Genomic DNA, 18290 nt, shown 5'->3' on the forward strand with positions numbered 1-18290 from the left:
GCGTTCGTCCTGAGCCAGGATCAAACTCTCATAATAAAAGTTAGAACAATCTTGCGATTGTTAAGCTCAATTTGTTTACTAGCATATTGCTTGCTTGTTAAAAATGTTTGTTGTCTTGAATCACTCAAGACGCCCTACACATTTGGTTTGTCTTACTTTGTTCAGTTTTCAAAGGTCTAATCTTTTTTGTTTTAACAACTCTTATATCTTAACAGATTCTTAAGTTTCTGTCAACAACTTTCTTTCGAAAGTTTTTTTCGAATTGTTTGTCGTGTTCTTAACGACTTGATTATCTTATCATGTTAGTTGTTATTTGTCAACAACTTTTTTCATTGATATAAAAGACTTTCAAGCGTCCATTTCTAAAAAGACTTCGTTATTATAACACGATTCAAAATGTTCGTCAACATCTTTTTTTATGAAATGTAACAAGATTTTGAATATCGTTTTGTCAGAACAAATAATAATATATCAAGTACTTAAGTAAAATGCAATAGAAAAAATACATTTTTTTCTATTATTTCAAAACACGAATATTCGCCGATACAAACGTGTTTTTTAACATTTTTTTCCTTATTTAAGCAACTTTTTCACTCGATATCGTCTGAAAAGTTCGGTTAGCCATAAAGTATTTTTACCTTCTATTCTTTCTCCCGTCCGTTTTTGTCTTTTTATTCGTCCTTTACAAAATAAAAAAACAAGCAAGGCACTTTCCTTACTTGTTTTCTTTTTTGATGATTGGAATGAAAATCCTAAAAATCGTTCCTTGGCCAACCACACTTTCTGCAATAATCTTCCCTTTGTAACTTTCTACTAATTGTTTGGCAATCGAAAGGCCTAAGCCATTGCCACCTTTTGTCCGTGCTCTTGCTTTATCCACTCGGTAGAATCGATTGAATATCTTATTCAGATCTTCTTGCGGTATCCCCTCTCCAAAGTCTTGGATAGCAATTTCAAACTCATTCAAAGTAGATGAAATCGAGATATGCACTTCTTTTCGATCTGTAGAATATTTTACAGCATTATCCAAAATAATTATGATCAATTGCTCGAAATGATTGCGATAGATCTGCAAAGTCACTTCTTTTGTCAAATCATCATCTAATGTAATAACGTAGTCCGGATAAAGTATCTTGAAGTTATTATACACTTGGTATGTTACTTCTTTCGCTAAGGTCGTCTCGTTTGCATAGTGGATGTCCACTTGTTCTGCTCGAGAAAGATCCAGCATTTCTTGTACTAAACTTTTCATTCTGCTGATTTCTTGCATACTTGCAGCTAATGATTCTTCAAGTATTTCGGGATCATCTTTTCCCCAGCGATTCAGCAAGCTTAAATGCCCTTCAATAATCGCGACAGGCGTTCTCAACTCATGGGAAACATCTTCTACGAATTGTTCTTGCTGTTCGATATATAGACGCATGCGATCGAGCATTTCATTGAATATCTCTGCTAAGTCGGCTAGTTCATCGTTTGTGTCTATCTCAGGCATGTGAATATCCGACTGTGGATCTTTTCGAATCGTATCCATCGTATCTCTCAAGACCTTCAATGGTTTCAAGAAATAAGAGGACAGGAAGAACCCTAGTATGCTACTCAAGATCAACGAAACGATCTCTAAGACTATCAGCGTCAACAAAAGCTTGTTGCGGATATCATAAAAAGAAGAAAGCTCGTAAAAACTTTGAGCGTACCCGATTTTTTCTCGTGTTTCTTTGGAATAGATCGGTTGTACCGAAAGGAAGCCAGTCTTTCCATCCAAGGTAACGATCGTTGGGACTTTCCGTGTTGCTTGGATCAGTGAACGGTCTTTCTCATGTGTTTTGAAAATCAATTTTTCATCTAGATCATATACATATAAGTCCATTGATTCTTGGCCTAATTCTGAAATAAAAGAATCGATCTTCATCAAATTCCCTTCAATGATCGACGTGTCATTCACACTGCCATCTCGATCCCTTGAATTTGTCAAGTTTCTATAAGTGTTAACAAGCGTTAATTCCTCATCTGAGTTAGCCAAACGAGAAGTAACTTCTGAGATCGTTCTTTCTACATTGTTTCTTTCTTTCGCAACGAGAAGGTTGATCGATGATTTATACGTGATGACTGCGAAAATGGTAAACACTACAAATATAAAGAAAGAACTTGCAAAGGCCCACTTGATAGTCAAGGAGGGACCTTTAAGTTCTCTTTTTTCTGATTTTTTTTGTTTTATCACGAGCGCATCACATAACCTGTTCCACGAACTGTTTGGATATAGCTTTCTTCTCCAGGAACATCAATTTTATTACGAAGATAACGAATATAAACATCTACAACGTTTGTTTCGACTTCTGTTTCATATCCCCATACTTTATTTAACAAAACGTCACGCGCTAACACAACATTGACATTTTCCATCAGCGTAAGTAATAGTTCGTATTCACGTTTTGTGAGTTCGATCACTTCACTGCCACGTCGTACGACACGATTTTCTTTTTCAATCGTCAAATCACGATAAGTAATTGTTGTTTGTTTCGCTACATTTTTGTCGCCTTCGATATCGATTCGACGTAATAATGCACGTAAGCGGGCTAACAATTCTTCGATTGCAAATGGTTTAACGATATAGTCATCTGCTCCATGGTCTAATCCGGAAACGCGATCAATGACTGAATCTCTGGCAGTCATCATAATGATTGGCGTATTCTTCACTTGACGCACTCGTCTGCAGACTTCTAGTCCATTTAATTCTGGCAACATCAAGTCCAGCAAAATAGCATCCCATTCATTGTTCAGGGCCGCATCTAATCCTGTACGTCCGTTATAATGAACTTCTGCATTATAGCCTTCATGCTTTAATTCCAACTCGACAAATCGAGCCAAGTTCTTTTCATCTTCAATGATTAGAATATTACTCATTAATCTTTTTTCCTTTCTCTCTACGTGCTTATTCAAAACTATATTATTATACCGATAATCTATTTAAAAATCTACATTCATTTTAGCATGGATACAAATTTTTAAAAAGAGCTGAAGTCCTTTCATATCGATCGACTTCAGCTCTTTCGTCATTTTTTATTCAATCATTCGCGAAAAGTAGAAAGATTACTCTTCATGATACCAAGAATAGTGGAAGATTCCTTCTTTATCCACACGTTCATACGTATGAGCACCAAAATAATCACGTTGTGCTTGGATGATGTTTGCTGGCAAGCGTTCTGCTCTATAAGAATCAAAATAGGCAATTGCAGAAGAAAATGTTGGGACAGGTACACCAGCTTGGACAGCTAATGCAACGACATCTCTGACAGCCTGTTGATATTTTTTAGTGATATCCACAAAATAGTCATCTAACAAAAGATTTTCGATATCAGGTTCTTTATCATAAGCATCTGTAATCTTTTGTAAGAAACGTGCACGAATGATACAACCAGCACGCCAGATTTTAGCGATCTCACCAAATGGTAAATCCCATCCGTATTCTTTAGAAGCTACCCGTAATTGCGCAAATCCTTGAGCGTAACTCATGATTTTGCTGAAGTAAAGAGCTTCACGGATTTTCTCAACAAGTTCTTTTTTATCTCCTGTAAATTCAAAGTCGTTTGTACGAGTTAGAATTTTACTTGCTTGCACACGTTCTTCTTTGTAGGCTGAAATGTAACGTGCAAAAACTGATTCTGTAATCAAAGGTAATGGAACACCTAGGTCTAGCGCACTTTGACTTGTCCATTTACCTGTGCCCTTGTTTCCTGCTGCGTCTAAAATGACATCAACGATCGGTTTACCTGTACCTTCATCGTCTTTTCTCGTTAGAATATCCGCAGTGATCTCGATCAAGTAGCTATCTAATTCCCCTTGATTCCATTCCTTGAAGATATCTGCCATCTCATCTACTGAAAGGCCTAAGATATTTTTCATCAAGTCATACGATTCAGCAATCAATTGCATATCGCCATATTCGATACCATTGTGTACCATTTTTACATAATGACCAGCACCATTAGGGCCGATGTAAGTAACACAAGGTGCGCCATCTTCTGCTTTAGCAGAGATCTGTTCTAAGATCGGTGCAACTAATTCATACGCTTCTTTTTGTCCGCCGGGCATGATTGAAGGGCCTTTTAACGCGCCTTCTTCTCCGCCGGAAACACCGGTACCGATAAAGTTGATCCCTGAATTTGCAAGTTCTTCATTACGGCGAATCGTATCTTTGAAGAATGTATTTCCGCCGTCAATCAAAACGTCTCCTTTATCCAAATGAGGAAGCAATTCTTGGATCGTTGCATCCGTTGCTGGACCAGCTTTGACCATTAAAAGAATTCGGCGAGGTTTTTCGATTGAATCTACAAATTCTTCGATTGTGTAAGTCGCTTTGAAGTTTTTATCTGGATGTTCCTCCACCACGGCAGTTGTCTTTGAACCCGTACGATTGAATAAGGCAACTGAATAGCCACGGCTTTCAATATTAAGGGCTAAGTTTTTACCCATTACGGCCATACCGACAACGCCGATTTGTTGTTTTGACATATGAACTCCTCCTACATGTGGGATGTTCTCCCTAATCTCTCTCATTATAGCTTAACATTGCCTCATTGCAAACCAAAGAAGCACATATTTTTATGTTGCAACTCTTTTCGTCATAGAAAACTTAAATTTCCTCGATTTTTGAATAAGGAACAAAAAATAAACCTCAAGGCTCCATGGTTAGCCTTGAGGTTTTTACATTTTCTAATTAAAATGTATTAAGCTTCTTTAGACATTACGTCCTTACCATCATAGTAACCACAATTTGCACATACGTGATGGCTTTTTTTCATTTCACCACAGTTAGGACATTCGTTTAAACCTTTGATTGTCAATTTGTAGTGTGTACGACGTTTTGCTTTTTTAGCTTTTGATGTTCTTCTAGCTGGTACTGCCATTTTGCTACACCTCCTTGTAAAGTCTTGCATCATAAATGATACAATATATTCCAATCTTACGCTTTATCGTCCTCATTTGACGTTGCATCAAAAAGTTTAGATAATTTTGCAAGACGAGGATCTACTTTTGTTTCGGCTTCTTCCAGTTTTCTGCGTTCGTATTCCTCTTCAGAAACAACTTCCCAATCTGTTCCTTTAGGAAAATCGGTCGTCTTTTCTTCTTCTTCAGTCAATACACGCATTGGAATTGCCAATAAAATGTTGTCTTCGATCGATTCTGTCAAATCAAGTTTTGCATCTTCTATCAACAAAATCTCTTCTGCAGACAATTGATCGTCTCTGAGTTGGTACTGTTCCTTTGTCATAAACAGTTCATCTACTGTAAAATCCATGGGTAATGCAACTGGTTCTAACGAACGAGTTGACGGTACGGTCAGAGTCGTCTGCACAGTGTAATGGACAAGATAGCCTTGATTATCAACTGAAACGAGCCCATCGACTGTAACAGGCGCAACATCTAATATCAAATTGTCTCGCTTCATAAGATCCGCTTTAAGATCAAGGGTCTCATGAAAAGTTAACGGTGTCTCTTGGTATTTTCTCAATTCCAGTAAAGACCATTTCATTCTCTCATCACTCCTAAGCAACAAAAGCAATTATACAGGGCAAAAACGTCGTTGTCAATGAAATTTTCTTGACACCTTACACTTCATAAAAAAACACAAAGTAAATCGAGAATATCTATCTATCTTGATTGCCTAATATGGAATAAACGTTTGATTCTCTTTGTTTTCAACTGTACTCATTTCGTTCCCACTACTACAGGAACAACAACAAATAAAATGGTGCTTATTAAGTATACAGCATTAATATTTGAGCCTACTACATATTTTGCATCAGGTGATTCATTTCCTTTTATCTGTAAAATGGTACACATCAACAATCAACCGAGAGGCGAAAATTTGTCTCTATAACGAGTATTGTTTTAAAGAAATCCCCGCGGATACTGATAAAAAATAAATTGCTGTGCTAAAAATAATCAAAGAATAATACATACGACATTTCCAACTGACTGAATGCAAAGGATTTGCTACGTGTTCGATACTTCATTTGTTTAACTGATCAGTGCAGTCGCTTCTGTTTGATATAGACAACGATATGGATTACAATAAACATTATTTATATGAAGGTGCAGGGGGTATTTATGAATACAAGAGATATTGAATATTATGTCCAGATCGTGAAACAAAAAAACTTTACCAAAGTCGCAAAATATTTTCAGGTTAGTCAGCCAACTATTACATATGCGTTGCAACGCCTAGAAAAAGAGTTAGGGGCAGCACTTATCACCAGAGATCGTTCCCACCATGAATTGATTATTACCCCAGCAGGCAAACAATTATTTCTCCATGCTCAATCGATTTTACAAGAAATCAAGATGGCAAAAGCGGAAATCACACAATTACAGAAAAAGAAACTTCGATTTGGGATGCCACCTATCATCGGTAATGAGTACTTTCCAAAACTATCTAGCTATTTTATCAAGCATCAGCTGATGGAACAAATTGAGATTACAGATGGCGGCTCTAGAGACCTTTACGGAATGATCCACGAGGGGAGAATCGATTTGGCAGTCTTAGGATCAACGCAACCAATCGTTGACCAAAAACTTGAAGTAGAGTTGCTTCTGGATAAACGCTTCATGATTGTTGTTTCTAAAACACATCCACTGGCAAAACATGAAGTCTTATCTTTCAAAGACTTAGTAGATGAACAGTTTGTTTTGTTGAATGAACATTACGTCCATCCAGCAGCTTTCACCAAATTGTCTAAACAAGCCCATGTTGAACCCAAAATCGTCTACCAAAGTAACGATTTGGCTATTTTAAAAAGCATGATACGTGAAAATATCGGGATCGGCTTTCTGACAGAGATCGCGATCCATCCTGAAGATAATCTTGTTTCTATCCCACTCTCAGAGGAGATCCAACCGCGTTTTCTAATCTCATTAGCAAAAAGAGCCCAACAAATCACTACCCCGCTGCAAGAAAAAGTTATTGAAGTGATCCATGAATTTATAAAGACCCAAAAAAAGCCATAAAGAATTCATTCAACTACACAGAACATGAAAAATACATTTAACTTCTGCTTGTTTTGAAAAAACGAGGTTAGAATAGCCAAAAAAAAGAAGAGCGTGGGACAAAACTAAAAATCAGTTTTGCCACAGACTCTCGAATAAACGGTGGGAGCAGAAGCAACTCCTTCGGAAATAAGCCGAAATTCACAAAAATTTGAAAAGCAATTTTCGTTCATTTCTTCTTATTTCTCGGAGTTAAACACTTCTGTCCCAACCTCTTCTTTTAAATTAGCGAGCTAAATGGATTAGATAGCTGTTGTTTCGCCACGGTAAACAATACCACGACGTGAGTCAACAGTGATCAATTCGCCATCAACGATTGTTGAAGTTGCTTCTTTCGCACCAACGATTACAGGAATATCTTGAGCAATTCCTACAACTGCTGCGTGTGAAGTCAATCCGCCTTCTTCAACGATAACTGCTGCTGCTTTTTCGATTGCTGGCATATATTCTTTGTCAGTTGTTGGTACAACTAGAACCATACCATCTTTTGCTTTTTTGATTGCTTCTTCAGCTGATGAAGCAACGACTGCATTTGCAACGACTGATTTTTGACCAACGCCTTGAGCTTCTAATAATTTAGAACCAATCATTTGAATTTTCATAACGTTAGTTGTTCCACGTTCACCAACTGGAACACCAGCAGTGATCAAGATCAAGTCGCCTTCTGATGCAAAACCTAAATCAACAGCTTTTTGAGCAGCTAATTCAAACATTTCATCAGTTGTTGATGGTTTTTCAGCAACTGTTGGGTAAACACCCCAGTTAAGCATCAAACCACGTTTTGTGCGTTCGTCAAAAGTAACAGCCAAGATGTCAGCATCTGGACGGTATTTTGAAATCATTTTAGCTGTGTAACCAGATTCAGTTGCAGCAACGATTGTTTTAACACCTAAGTTTTTAGCAGCACGAGCTACTGATAAACCGATTGTTTCAGTTACATCTGTTTTGTCGAATTCGTTCAATTGGAAAGTACCTAATTCAGCTAAAGCATTTTCAGCTTCTTGATCGATACGAGCCATTGTTGAAACAGCTTCAACTGGGTAGTCACCATTTGCAGATTCACCTGATAACATTGTTGCATCAGTTCCGTCAAATACAGCGTTAGCAACGTCAGAAGCTTCGGCACGTGTTGGACGTGGGTTTTCTTGCATTGATTCTAACATTTGAGTAGCTGTGATAACAGGGATTCCTGCAGCGTTACATTTTTTGATGATACGTTTTTGAACCATTGGTACAAGTTCAGCTGGGATTTCAACACCCATATCTCCACGAGCGATCATAACGCCGTCAGAAACTTTGATGATATCATCGATGTTGTCGATACCTTCTTGAGATTCGATTTTAGGGAAGATTTGAACATGTGTCATGTCTTTTTCTTCTAAAATTTCACGAATGTCTAATACGTCTTGTGCTTTACGAACAAAACTTGCAGCGATAAAGTCGATGTCGTTGTCTAAACCAAAACGGATATCATCTGCATCTTTAGGTGTGATCCCTGGTAAGCTGATTGAAACGCCTGGTGCATTTACACCTTTACGTGATCCAAGCATACCTGCATTTTTAACTTCAACAACTAATTCACGAGTTGCTTCATCTTTTTCAAGGATTTCCATATCGATCAAGCCATCATCGAATAATACATGTCCACCTACGTGTACATCATCGAATAAGCCTGGGTAAGTTACAGCAATTTTTTCTTTTGAGCCTACGTGTTCAGGGTCCATTGAGATACGAGTTTTATCTCCTACTTCAAATTTGATGTATCCTGCACGACCAAAATCAGCTTCTGTTGTGCCTTGAACAGTTGTACGAATTTCAGCACCTTTTGTATCTAAAAGAATACCTACATCTTTACCTGTTTTTTTAACAGCTTCACGAACCATTTCCATACGTGATAATTGTTCTTCATGGTCTCCATGTGAAAAGTTAAAGCGGAAGACATTTGCCCCAGATTCGATCAATTTAGAAATAATTTCTACTGAGTTACTAGCTGGTCCTAATGTACTAACGATTTTGGTTTTTTTCATTTTACAAAACTCTCCCATTCAATTTTGTTTATTTAAAGCCGATTAAAGCCTAAATATCTTCAGATAACGAGCCTAGGAGCAGAAGCAACTCCTACGGAAAATAAGCCGAAATTCACCAAAATTTGAAAAGCAATTTTCGTTGAACTCTTCTTATTCGTCGGAGTTAAACACTTCTGTCCCAGTCTCATAGTTCAAATAACTTTTTCACTCTTAGAATGAAAGTGAATTATTCAAATCATATAATGATAGATCTGGTTTATGCTTGTTGTTTTCTAATGTATCGATGATGTCAGAAGCAACCATATCATTGTTATGGATACCGACACATAGTCCACCTTTACCTGCTAGTAGCAATTCAACAGCATATGCGCCAAATTTGCTTGCTAACACACGGTCACGCGCGCTTGGAGATCCACCACGAACAACGTGTCCTAAGATAGATACACGTGTATGGTAGTCACCATATTCAGAAAGTTTATCAGCGAATTCATTTCCGCCCATAACGCCTTCTGCTAAGATGATCAAGCAATGTTTTTTCCCACGATCGCGGCCTTCTTGGATTTTTTTAGCAACAACTGCCATATCAAAATCATGTTCAGGGATGATGATTTCATCTGCGCCACCGGCAACACCTGACCACAAAGCGATATCTCCAGCATTACGTCCCATTACTTCAATAACGAATGTACGTACGTGTGAAGTAGCAGTATCACGGATACGGTCAATTGATTCTAATACTGTATTGATTGCTGTATCAAAACCGATTGTGAAATCTGTTCCTGGAATATCATTATCGATCGTTCCTGGAACACCCACTGCTGGGAATCCACGTTTTGTCAATGCCATAGCACCATGATATGATCCGTCACCACCGATAACAACTAAACCTTCAATACCGAATTTTTTCAATTGTTCGATTCCTTTTAATTGTCCTTCTTCTGTCGCAAATTCTGGGTAACGTGCAGAGTACAAGAATGTACCACCACGTTGAATCTTATCGCCCACATCAGCTACATCTAAGCGACGAATATCTCCTGCCACTAAACCAGCAAATCCATAATTAATCCCGTATACTTCTAAACCTTCATAAATTCCTTTACGAACAACGGCACGAACAGCTGCGTTCATTCCAGGTGCATCTCCGCCACTGGTCAAAATTCCAATGCGTTTCATAATAAACATTCACCTCATTAAATTACTTTATCCTAAGCAGTGCTCAGGTTTATAACCTTCTTGCGTTAACCACGACTAACATTCTAACATTATTTTTGCTACTTGTCTTGATTTACAGATAAAAAAATGAAAAAAAATGAAAGCAAGTAGTATTTTTTACCGTAAGTTATTTGAAAACAACATTTTCTTCTTGTAATAAGTAAGCTAATTGCTTCTTTAAATTAACACTTGCATCCACCCAATAAGCCTCTGCTAGTACTACTTTTCGCTGATCCTTTTCATGATACATCACTACAGGAACATAGCCTGGATGTTTTTGAAAAATCCCTTGCAATTGTTTCATCATTTGAGGATCATCTACTTCTTCTTTGATCCTTAAAAAACAAGTTTGATCTGGATACTGTTTCTCCAAAGTCTCAGGGTCAGAAAATACTTCACCAATCAGTTGTAACTCTTGATTGTAATTGCTGATTTCCGTTCTCCCTTGGACAAAGATCACTTTGTTTATCTCAAATAATTTACGAAACTGTCGGTACGTTTTCGGGAAAACGGTGATAGCTATTTCACCGCTGATATCTGTTCCCTCAACAAATGCCATCAATTCCCCTTTTTTCGTTCTGATTTCTCGAATCTCTTTGATCATGACCAGCAGACATGTTGCTTGTTTGGCAACGATATCGGTGACTAAACGGATATTTTTAGCCATTTTCAATCGTTCATACCCTTCTGTAGGGTGTCCAGAAAGGTAGACGCCTAGATATTCTTCTTCGAGTTTCAGTTTTTCTTCAAGCGGATAGTCAGCTACTTCTTCTTCTTTTAATGCCATGATCCCCAGCAGATCGATACTTCCACCACTGTACACAACATTTTGGATCTTGCCTTCTAGATCAAGCATCAATTGTTTTCTATTGGGCGAAAGTTCATCAAATACGCCCACCGCTACTAAGGATTGAAGTAAGTCTAATTTTAGCCAGCGTTTGTCTAGACGGATCAAAAATTGATCCACTGATTGATAGGCACCATTTTCTTTTCTATCCTTCAGTATATCTTCAATGAAATCTCTTCTGACCCCTTTGATCGCAGTTAGTCCAAAACGAATTTCTTCTTTATTGACTAGCTCGAATCCGTAATAGCTCTGATTGATAGAAGGTGCAATTAATTTTAGTTTCTTTTTGCGCGCTTCTGCAATATATTCCTTTAACTTCGTTGTATTGTGACGAACAGAGTTCATTAAACTAACAAAGAATGCGCCAGGATGATGTGCTTTGAGATAAGCCATTTGAAAACCTACAAAAGAGTAAGCAAACGCATGGGAACGATTGAAGCCATAGTTTGCAAACCGCTCGATATAATCATATACTTCAACCGCTTTTTCTCTCGAATATCCTTGCTGAAGTGCACCATTCACAAAATGCTCTCGTTCTTTATCGATCACTTCTTTTTTCTTTTTACTGATCGCTCTTCTAAGAATATCTGATTGTCCAAGTGAGAACCCAGCCATTTTAGTCGCAATTTGCATGATCTGTTCTTGATAAACGATTACGCCGTAAGTATTTTTCAGAATCGGCATCAATGAATCATCAGGATAATTGATTGCCTCTTTGCCTTTTTTCCGTGCGATAAATGTATCGATATTTTGCATTGGACCTGGTCGATAAAGCGCATTGACTGCTGCAATATCTTCAATGTTTTCCGGCCCTAGCCTTCTTAATACATTACGGATACCAGCTGATTCAAATTGAAAGACACCTGTCGTATCCCCTTGTTGAAACAACAAAAGTGTTTGGGGATCATTCAATGGGATCTGTTTGAGCGGCAACTCTTTTTTCTCTACTTTTTTGATGGCCTTCAGCGTATAGTCGATGATTGAAAGATTTCTTAAACCTAAGAAGTCCATTTTCAGTAATCCGATTGCTTCGACGTCATTCATCGTATATTGAGTTAGAAATGCTTCGTCCGAGCCTTTTTGTAAGGGAACTAACTCTAAAAGATTTTTATCACTGATAACTACACCAGCTGCATGGGTGGAAACATGTCTAGGAAGCCCTTCTAAAATGATGGCTGTTTTGAATAACAACTGATTTTTTTCATTTGCATTCACTAATTCCACCAAATTTTTAGATGCTTGATATGCTTCTTTCAATGTGATTTTCAATTGATTAGGAATTGCTTTAGACCAGCGATTTGCTTCACTTTGAGAAAGCCCAAACACTCGGGCAACATCTCGTAGCACCATTTTCGCTGCCATTGTACCAAAGGTAGCGATTTGGGACATATGGTATTGTCCGTATTTTTCTCTTACATAATTTAATACGTCTTCTCTACGATTGTCTGGTATATCAAGGTCGATATCCGGCATCGTATATCGTTCTGGGTTTAAAAAACGTTCAAATAACAGATCATACTTCAAAGGGTCCACATCTGTAATTTCTAATATATACGCTACTAACGAGCCGGCAGCAGACCCGCGACCTGCTCCAGTAACGATGTTGTTTTGATGTGTGAATGCCATGACATCCCAGACGATCAGAAAATAATCATCAAATCCCATTTGATGGATCACGGATAATTCATAAGTCAGCCGTTCTTGATATTCTGGTGTGATCTGTGTCAGACGCTTGCTTAATTGTATCTGACACAATTCATCAAGATATTCTCCTGCTGTTTTATTTTCTGGTACGGGATAATGGGGAAGAAGTTTTTGATGAAATTGGAACTCAAAGGAAATTGAATTAGCTAACCGTTGCGCACCTTCCACCGCTTTAGCCAAATCTGCCTCTTGGAAACGGGTCATCACTTCTTTCTCAGAAAGAAGAAAGCCTTGTCTTGCTCTATTTTGTTGTTGTGTAAGCTCTTCTAAAGGGAGTTGACTTCCCTCTTTGATATGTTTCATCGTCTCTAAAGCAAATAGTTCCTCTTCTCGAAGACTAGCAATCGGATGCAACGCACAAAGCGACTCATTGTTTTTTACTAAAAAATCGAGCCACTTTTGTTCACTATCTGTATCAGACACCCCCACGTAGAAATCCTGTGGGGCAACTTTTGATTTCACTGATTGCCAATGGGTCTCAAAATTTTTTGCAACCTCAAAATCATTTTTGACGGAATGCTGTGTCGGGATAACAAAGATCAAATGATCTGTTTCATTGAAATCCTCTAACAACAAATTTTCTTGGATCATTTTTTTACTTGAAAGCTGCATCAACTGTTGATAACCAGTAGTATCTTTCGCGTAAACTAATAGATCATATAGTCGTTCTTCATAACTATACGAAATAACTGCGCCTATGATTGGTTTGATACCTTCCCTGATGCAGGTCTGATAGAACTCAGGAACGCCATAGAGAACATTTTGATCGGTGATTGCCAGTACAGAATAGCCTGATTTCTTTGCTTCTTGGATATAATCCGTCACACGGATCGTACTTTGTAGTAGGGAATAGGACGTTTTAGTATAAAGCTGTGGGAAAAACATATTCATTCCACCTTTTATATAATTAGACAGCAGTTTATAGTTAAGTTTGATTCTAACTTTTTACTGTGAATTGATCACGCTCTAACGAACGCTCTGTTTTGTATGTATTATTCTTATTCTATCATACGGGATAATAAAATCATAAAACTTGCTTTTTTACAACCGGGTTTCTTTACATTCATGAAAAATCTGGTAAACTAATCTTAGAAAAGAGGTGTTCTTTATGCGATATATCGTAACATTATTTTGGTCATTTGTGTTAGGTCAAGTCGTAGGTTACATTGGCGGTGCTCTAACAAAGGGTGCATATGATTTCACTTTAACAACGATCATTTCTTTGATTGCAGGCGTTATTGTCATTTTACTTGGTGCAGTTGCTGTCCCTAGAAAAGAAGCCTCATCACATTCATAAAAATAAAGCGAGGGTGAGACTTTGTCTCACCCTTTTTTCAATTTCCAATCAAATTGATAGCTTTGAATTTCCCATCAAACTATCCTCACAATTTTTGATGAAGGACCTTCCTGAAGTTAAATAATGACAAAAAGATATTTGATAGAACAAACAGGCTTGTCACAATAAATACTGCACTGTAATTGAAGGCATGTGCAACAGTGGAGCCTAACATCGGGCCTAAGACTTGTCCAAAGTTACTAAACATTTGGTTATAACTATACACTCGACTGACTCCCTCAGTTGGTGTGATTTTACTAATAAGCGTATTGATAGATGGCATCAACGCACCTGTCGAAAATCCTAGGATAAACCGCAGTATTCCAAGTTGCAAGGGAGTAGTCACAAATGCCATAGGTAGGTAACAACAAGCGGACATTACCAAGCCAGCTAATAGAACTTTTTGATTCCCGATCTTATCACCGAGTTTCCCTAATTTTGGCGATGAGAACACAGCAGAAACACCGGCAACCGAAACGATCAATCCGCTGACAAACAGGATATTTTCTGAATTGCCACTCAATTGACGGATATATAAGGTCAATATCGGGCTGATCGTCGTGATCCCGATTTGCAGGATCAACGTTGTCACAAAAAGACCAACCAAAATAGAGAAATGATCCATTTTTGAGAATAACTCTTTCGTACTGATCAAATCTTTCTTTTCAATTGGATGGAAATCTTCTTTCACTAGGAAAATCGTCAACATCGTTGTTATTAACAGCAGTCCCCCAGTGATCAGAAAAACATTCTCCATCCCAAACCACTGTGCTAATGCACCACCCATCGAAGGGCCAATCAAATTTCCCGCAATTGCCCCAGTTGATAACGTCCCTAGCGCCCAACCGCTTTTTTCTTTTGGCGCTTGCGATGCAATCATTGCAGTAGCATTCGGAATATAACCAGACAAGATCCCATTTAAAAAGCGCATGATCAACAACCAATAGACATTCGGTACAAAGGCAAGAGAACCCATTGTAAATGTCATGCCGGCAGCTGCTCGGATCATCATGATTTTACGCCCTTTCCGGTCAGCCAAATTACCCCAAATCGGCGCCACGATTGCAGAAGCAAACGCGGTCACTGAAATGGCTAAACCAGAAAACAGTTCAATCTGGTCTTTGGGTGTTCCTAATTGTTCAACATAAACTGGTATAAATGGCATAACTAAACTAATACTTGAGCCCGTAAAGAAACAACCGATCCAAGTAATGATCAAATTTTTCCTCCATTGATTCTTCATCTATCATCCCTCTTTCATCTCTTTCATAATACCTTATTTTTTTGCCCCTATGCAATCGATGTATCGAGATAATTGAAAAATATTCTGAATATTCCAATATATTTTTTTCATTTACCTATTTCTATTACTTATATTTTATCAGTGAAGGCTATTTGTGACAAAAAAACGCCCTCAACTAACTGAGAACAGTTAGCGAGAGCGAGTTCAATTTTTTTACAACTAATTTTCAATAAACAATTAGATCGTTGCTAGGATGACAAAGTTAATGATGAATAAAATATCTACGACCCATAAAGCAATTGAGACGTCTTTGGCTTTTCCGTTCACTACTTTGACAATCGTGTAGAAAATGAATCCTGCAGCAATCCCATAAGAGATACTGTAGCATAAGCCCATAAAGATCGATGCGAAGAATGCTGGTAACGCTTCTTCCATATCAAGCCATTTGATGTCAGCAAATGATGCCATCATCATTACCCCTACTAGAATCAATGCAGGAGCTGTTGCTTGTGTTGGAACGATTGCAATTAGAGGAGAAAGGAAACTACTTAAAGCAAACAAGACTGCGACTACCACAGAAGTTAATCCTGTACGGCCTCCTGCTCCAATCCCTGCAGCAGACTCAACATAAGTAGTCGTATTTGATGTACCGAAAATTGCCCCAACTGATGTAGCGATAGCATCTGCAAACAATGCTTTGTCCATCTTAGTTTTGAATCCTCTGCCATCTTCTAGTGCATCTTCATCTGCTTTAGAGAAGATTCCTGTGCGACGACCAGTTCCGATGAATGTACCAATCGTATCAAAAGTATCAGACAAGCTAAACGCAATGATCGTCATCAACACTTGAGGGATCTTTGAAGAATCACTGAATAATGATTGCATCCCTTCTTTGCCAAAAGCGGCTCCGAAAGTCGTACCTAATTCGTTGATCGAACTTCCTAGAGAGTTTGCTTTCCAATCGATTGTACCTAAATCAACTACACCCATTAAGATACCTAAAACTGTTGTCACCACAATCCCGATCAAAATAGCCCCACGGATATTCTTTACAACTAAAATTGCTGTAAATACTAAACCAATAACTGCTAATAAAATTGGTGCATTATTGAAATTTGCTAAAGCGGGAACGATACCGCCATTGATCGTCACATTTGTCGCTTTACCACCTTCAACAACAGAACTAGTGATCGCTGATTGATCTGCTGAAAAAGATAAGAAACCTGCATTTTTGATACCCACGTAAGCAACAAAGATTCCAATTCCTCCGCCAATCGCATTTTGCAGACTTTCTGGAATAGCATGGATGATCATTTTACGAATTTTTGTTACCGTAATAAAAATATTGATCAACCCACAAATAAAGACCATTGCTAACGCTTGTTGCCAAGAATACCCTAATCCAAAAACAACAGTAAATGTAAAGAAGGCATTAAGTCCCATCCCCGGAGCCTGTGCATAAGGAACGTTGGCGAACAACCCCATCACTAATGTCCCAATAACTGAAGCAATGATCGTTGCTAAAAAGACCGCCTGAAATGGCATTCCTGATGCAGATAAAATGGTTGGATTCACAAACAAGATATAACTCATTGCAAAGAAAGTCGTGATCCCCGCCATCATTTCTGTTGATACATTCGTGTTATTCTTCTTTAACTGGAAAAACTTTTCCATAAAATTTCCACTCCCTGACTTTTTTCTAACGGAAAGCTTAATAATTTATATACTAATAAGACAAAAAACGCATTCCATCGAACAATTTCAAATTATAAGGTTGCTTCATTCGTTTTTCAACTAAAAAATGAAAAAAAAGCAAAAAAAAACGAATAATGTTCGTGTTTTGCTTTATATGTACTTTAAATCTAGGAACATTAAGTTATTTTTCCGTATCCGCTTTTATCTGACCTAAGTTGTACCTTGTTTATTCACTAAAATATGCTAGACTTAAACAAACATCGCTTTGAAGGGAATGACATTTTTGAATAAAAAACTCATTGCAATTGATTTAGATGGAACTACTTTGAATCAAGACTCACTGATCACTTCTAAAACCGAAAATACGTTAAAGAAAGCCGTGGCAGCTGGTCACCATGTCAGCATTGCTACTGGGCGGCCTTTTAGAATGAGTTACCAATATTATCAACAATTAGGATTAACCACGCCTATGGTCAATTTTAACGGCGCTCTAGTCCATATCCCTAACAAACATTGGGCACAAGAAAAAGAAACATCAATCGATAAACAAATTGTTTTTGATATTTTGGCTCAAAAACGACAGTTGAACTTAGAGTTTATCGCTGCTGAAAATCGTGAAACTTTCTTTATTGACAGCTTTGATTTTTTTGATGCCAAAATCTTTGCTTCTGCAAAACCTAGCCCACAAAATCTACTATCACCACAGAACTTGACAACTAATCCGACTTCACTATTAGTAAGAACGGAAAAACGTTACGCGGAACAGGTTTCGTCAGAGTTGACCCGTCAATTTGGTCAATTTGTAGATGTTCGTACTTGGGGCGGACCAATGGCCATTTTGGAAATCGTCTCAAAAGGGATCGAAAAAGCCAAAGGTGTCCACCGTATCGCAAATTATCTTGACATTGACCAAAAGGATATTATCGCTTTTGGCGATGAACATAATGATCTTGAATTATTGGAATACGCCGGGTGGGGAGTTGCCATGAAAAATGGCACTGATCAATTGAAAGGCGTTGCAAATGATGTTACCGACCTATCCAATCAAGAAGATGGGTTAGCAACTTACCTTGAGGATCTACTTGCTCTATAAAACCTAAAAAACAATCCAGACTAAAACGTTGTTTGACGTTTCAGTCTGGATTGTTTTTTATACGCTTATTTTGTAGCAGACAAGTCATC

13 protein-coding genes and 1 pseudogene are annotated in these 18290 nt (G+C 37.9%); 3 read left to right on the plus strand and 11 right to left on the minus strand.

Going from position 1 to position 18290, the window contains the following annotated elements; translation table 11 throughout:
• Positions 1–715: 715 nt before the first annotated feature.
• From FGQ66_RS13280 to FGQ66_RS13300, 5 genes are all read right to left on the minus strand, one after another.
• Entirely contained in the window at positions 716–2218 is a 1503-nt protein-coding gene (locus tag FGQ66_RS13280) for a HAMP domain-containing sensor histidine kinase (protein ID WP_005875039.1), read from the minus strand.
• Positions 2215–2901: a response regulator transcription factor gene (locus FGQ66_RS13285; RefSeq protein ID WP_005875038.1), complete on the minus strand. Its 687-nt coding sequence runs from the start codon at positions 2899–2901 to the stop codon at positions 2215–2217. Before FGQ66_RS13285 ends, FGQ66_RS13280 begins: the two co-directional genes overlap by 4 nt.
• A gap of 186 nt (positions 2902–3087) precedes the next feature.
• Positions 3088–4509: an NADP-dependent phosphogluconate dehydrogenase gene (gene gnd, locus FGQ66_RS13290; RefSeq protein WP_005875035.1), complete on the minus strand. Its 1422-nt coding sequence runs from the start codon at positions 4507–4509 to the stop codon at positions 3088–3090.
• Between the two features lie 215 nt (positions 4510–4724).
• A complete protein-coding gene (rpmF, locus tag FGQ66_RS13295) occupies positions 4725–4904 on the minus strand; it encodes a 50S ribosomal protein L32 (protein WP_002290970.1) in 180 nt (59 codons plus the stop codon).
• A 56-nt stretch (positions 4905–4960) separates the two neighbouring features.
• Positions 4961–5530 carry a YceD family protein gene (locus FGQ66_RS13300; protein ID WP_138302586.1) on the minus strand — a complete coding sequence of 190 codons (570 nt, stop codon included), beginning with the start codon at positions 5528–5530 and terminating at the stop codon, positions 4961–4963.
• A 578-nt stretch (positions 5531–6108) separates the two neighbouring features.
• Between FGQ66_RS13300 and FGQ66_RS13305 the strand changes: the two genes are divergently transcribed.
• Positions 6109–7005: a LysR substrate-binding domain-containing protein gene (locus FGQ66_RS13305; protein ID WP_130095980.1), complete on the plus strand. Its 897-nt coding sequence runs from the start codon at positions 6109–6111 to the stop codon at positions 7003–7005.
• A 130-nt stretch (positions 7006–7135) separates the two neighbouring features.
• Here FGQ66_RS13305 and FGQ66_RS15870 read toward each other — a convergent pair.
• The 4 genes and pseudogenes from FGQ66_RS15870 to dnaE form a co-directional block, all read right to left on the minus strand.
• Positions 7136–7255: pseudogene (locus FGQ66_RS15870) on the minus strand (DUF3788 family protein); the annotation flags it as partial.
• A 31-nt stretch (positions 7256–7286) separates the two neighbouring features.
• Positions 7287–9071, minus strand: a complete 1785-nt coding sequence (gene pyk, locus FGQ66_RS13315) for a pyruvate kinase (RefSeq protein ID WP_005875030.1) — start codon at positions 9069–9071, stop codon at positions 7287–7289.
• 210 nt (positions 9072–9281) lie between these two features.
• Positions 9282–10244, minus strand: coding sequence for a 6-phosphofructokinase (pfkA, locus tag FGQ66_RS13320; RefSeq protein WP_130095981.1), 963 nt, complete (start codon positions 10242–10244; stop codon positions 9282–9284).
• Between the two features lie 166 nt (positions 10245–10410).
• Positions 10411–13719 (minus strand): DNA polymerase III subunit alpha, encoded by a 3309-nt coding sequence (gene dnaE / locus FGQ66_RS13325; RefSeq protein WP_130095982.1) that lies wholly within the window; start codon positions 13717–13719, stop codon positions 10411–10413.
• Positions 13720–13942: 223 nt separating this feature from the next.
• Here dnaE and FGQ66_RS13330 point away from each other — a divergent pair, with 223 nt between their 5' ends.
• A complete protein-coding gene (locus FGQ66_RS13330; protein WP_005875025.1) occupies positions 13943–14131 on the plus strand; it encodes a YjzD family protein in 189 nt (62 codons plus the stop codon).
• A gap of 85 nt (positions 14132–14216) precedes the next feature.
• Here FGQ66_RS13330 and FGQ66_RS13335 read toward each other — a convergent pair whose 3' ends face one another.
• A complete protein-coding gene (locus FGQ66_RS13335) occupies positions 14217–15413 on the minus strand; it encodes a multidrug efflux MFS transporter (protein ID WP_081134719.1) in 1197 nt (398 codons plus the stop codon).
• 237 nt (positions 15414–15650) lie between these two features.
• Entirely contained in the window at positions 15651–17087 is a 1437-nt protein-coding gene (locus tag FGQ66_RS13340; RefSeq protein ID WP_130095983.1) for an NCS2 family permease, read from the minus strand.
• Positions 17088–17391: 304 nt separating this feature from the next.
• On the opposite strand from FGQ66_RS13340, the gene FGQ66_RS13345 reads away from it, so the two are divergent.
• Positions 17392–18201 carry a Cof-type HAD-IIB family hydrolase gene (locus FGQ66_RS13345; RefSeq protein ID WP_306462902.1) on the plus strand — a complete coding sequence of 270 codons (810 nt, stop codon included), beginning with the start codon at positions 17392–17394 and terminating at the stop codon, positions 18199–18201.
• The last annotated feature ends 89 nt before the right edge of the window (positions 18202–18290 follow it).

Source organism: Enterococcus sp. BSD2780061688st2 D3 (assembly GCF_005844145.1).
GTDB classification, from domain to species: domain Bacteria; phylum Bacillota; class Bacilli; order Lactobacillales; family Enterococcaceae; genus Enterococcus_B; species Enterococcus_B durans.

Coding starts and splice junctions, on each gene's coding strand:
- FGQ66_RS13305 (WP_130095980.1), top strand. CDS start 6,109: ATGAATACAAGAGATATTGAATATTATGTCCAGATCGTGAAACAAAAA.
- FGQ66_RS13335 (WP_081134719.1), bottom strand. CDS start 15,413: ATGAAGAATCAATGGAGGAAAAATTTGATCATTACTTGGATCGGTTGT.
- FGQ66_RS13285 (WP_005875038.1), bottom strand. CDS start 2,901: ATGAGTAATATTCTAATCATTGAAGATGAAAAGAACTTGGCTCGATTT.
- pfkA (WP_130095981.1), bottom strand. CDS start 10,244: ATGAAACGCATTGGAATTTTGACCAGTGGCGGAGATGCACCTGGAATG.
- FGQ66_RS13300 (WP_138302586.1), bottom strand. CDS start 5,530: ATGAAATGGTCTTTACTGGAATTGAGAAAATACCAAGAGACACCGTTA.
- FGQ66_RS13340 (WP_130095983.1), bottom strand. CDS start 17,087: ATGGAAAAGTTTTTCCAGTTAAAGAAGAATAACACGAATGTATCAACA.
- dnaE (WP_130095982.1), bottom strand. CDS start 13,719: ATGTTTTTCCCACAGCTTTATACTAAAACGTCCTATTCCCTACTACAA.
- pyk (WP_005875030.1), bottom strand. CDS start 9,071: ATGAAAAAAACCAAAATCGTTAGTACATTAGGACCAGCTAGTAACTCA.
- gnd (WP_005875035.1), bottom strand. CDS start 4,509: ATGTCAAAACAACAAATCGGCGTTGTCGGTATGGCCGTAATGGGTAAA.
- FGQ66_RS13330 (WP_005875025.1), top strand. CDS start 13,943: ATGCGATATATCGTAACATTATTTTGGTCATTTGTGTTAGGTCAAGTC.
- rpmF (WP_002290970.1), bottom strand. CDS start 4,904: ATGGCAGTACCAGCTAGAAGAACATCAAAAGCTAAAAAAGCAAAACGT.